General features: G+C 43.9%; 1 pseudogene. It reads left to right on the forward strand.

Going from position 1 to position 1,016, the window contains the following annotated elements:
- Nucleotides 1–1,016, forward strand: a pseudogene (locus D9603_RS21595) (hypothetical protein); the annotation flags it as partial.

The raw sequence follows: 1,016 nt of genomic DNA on the forward strand, positions 1-1,016 counted from the left end.
ATGAATTAGAGGTTGATGCAAACGATAATATCGACGACTTGTTGGACGAGCCATTAGCAGAGCCTCAACCTGAGCTTGAAGATGAATTAGAGGTTGATGCAAACGATGATATCGACGACTTGTTGGACGAGCCATTAGCAGAGCCTCAACCTGAGCTTGAAGATGACCTTGAGGTTGATACAAACGATGACATCGACGACTTGTTGGATGAACCATTAGCAGAGCCTCAACCTGAGCTTGAAGATGAATCAGAGGTTGATGCAAACGATGACATCGACGACTTACTAGGTGAGCCTGTTGACAGGACAGAGGAAGGTCACTTAAGTGGTATACTTGATGATGAAGAAGTAATTCCCGAGTCTCCTGAAGAAAGCGAAGATAATTTGCTATCTGATTTGGCTAACGAAGAGGCGTTTAATGAAGAAAACGCTGAAGCTGATGACAACAGTGAATTTGAAGATCCAGAGCTAAAGAGCGTTGACGAATTACTTCAAGAGCTTCAAGCCGAGGAACAATTAGATCTAGATCCAAGCGCTGATGATGAACTTGTTGATAATGAAGTAGAAATCGAACTTGGTGATAATGAAGTAGAAATCGAACTTGGTGATGATCCGCTTTCTGATGAAGTTGATTTGAATGAAGATGAAGATCTCCCAGAAGAGGAATTCGAAGCAAGCGTTGAGTTAGATAGCTATCCTGAGTTAGAGCTTAGGGAAGATGCTACAACAGATATTGAAACAGAGACTGAAAGAGCGCTCTCTGAAGCGCTGCAACGCGATTCAAACTTTGATATTGAGGGAAACCTTGATGATGAGCTAACGAGTGATGCAAATCTTGAAATCGAAGACGCATTTCCAGAGCTTGAAGAAGTGACCTCACCGGGTGAAGCTGAACCATTATCAGATCAGGAAGCTGACTTCGACGAAGACACGTTACTTGAAGACGAGGCGTTACTTGAGGACGAAGCCGAAGAAGCACCAGCACCTGACGTGCCAACTGCACTTGACGAAGACGCA

It is taken from the genome of Pseudoalteromonas sp. PS5 (assembly GCF_004103255.1).
Classification (GTDB): Bacteria; Pseudomonadota; Gammaproteobacteria; order Enterobacterales; family Alteromonadaceae; genus Pseudoalteromonas; species Pseudoalteromonas peptidolytica.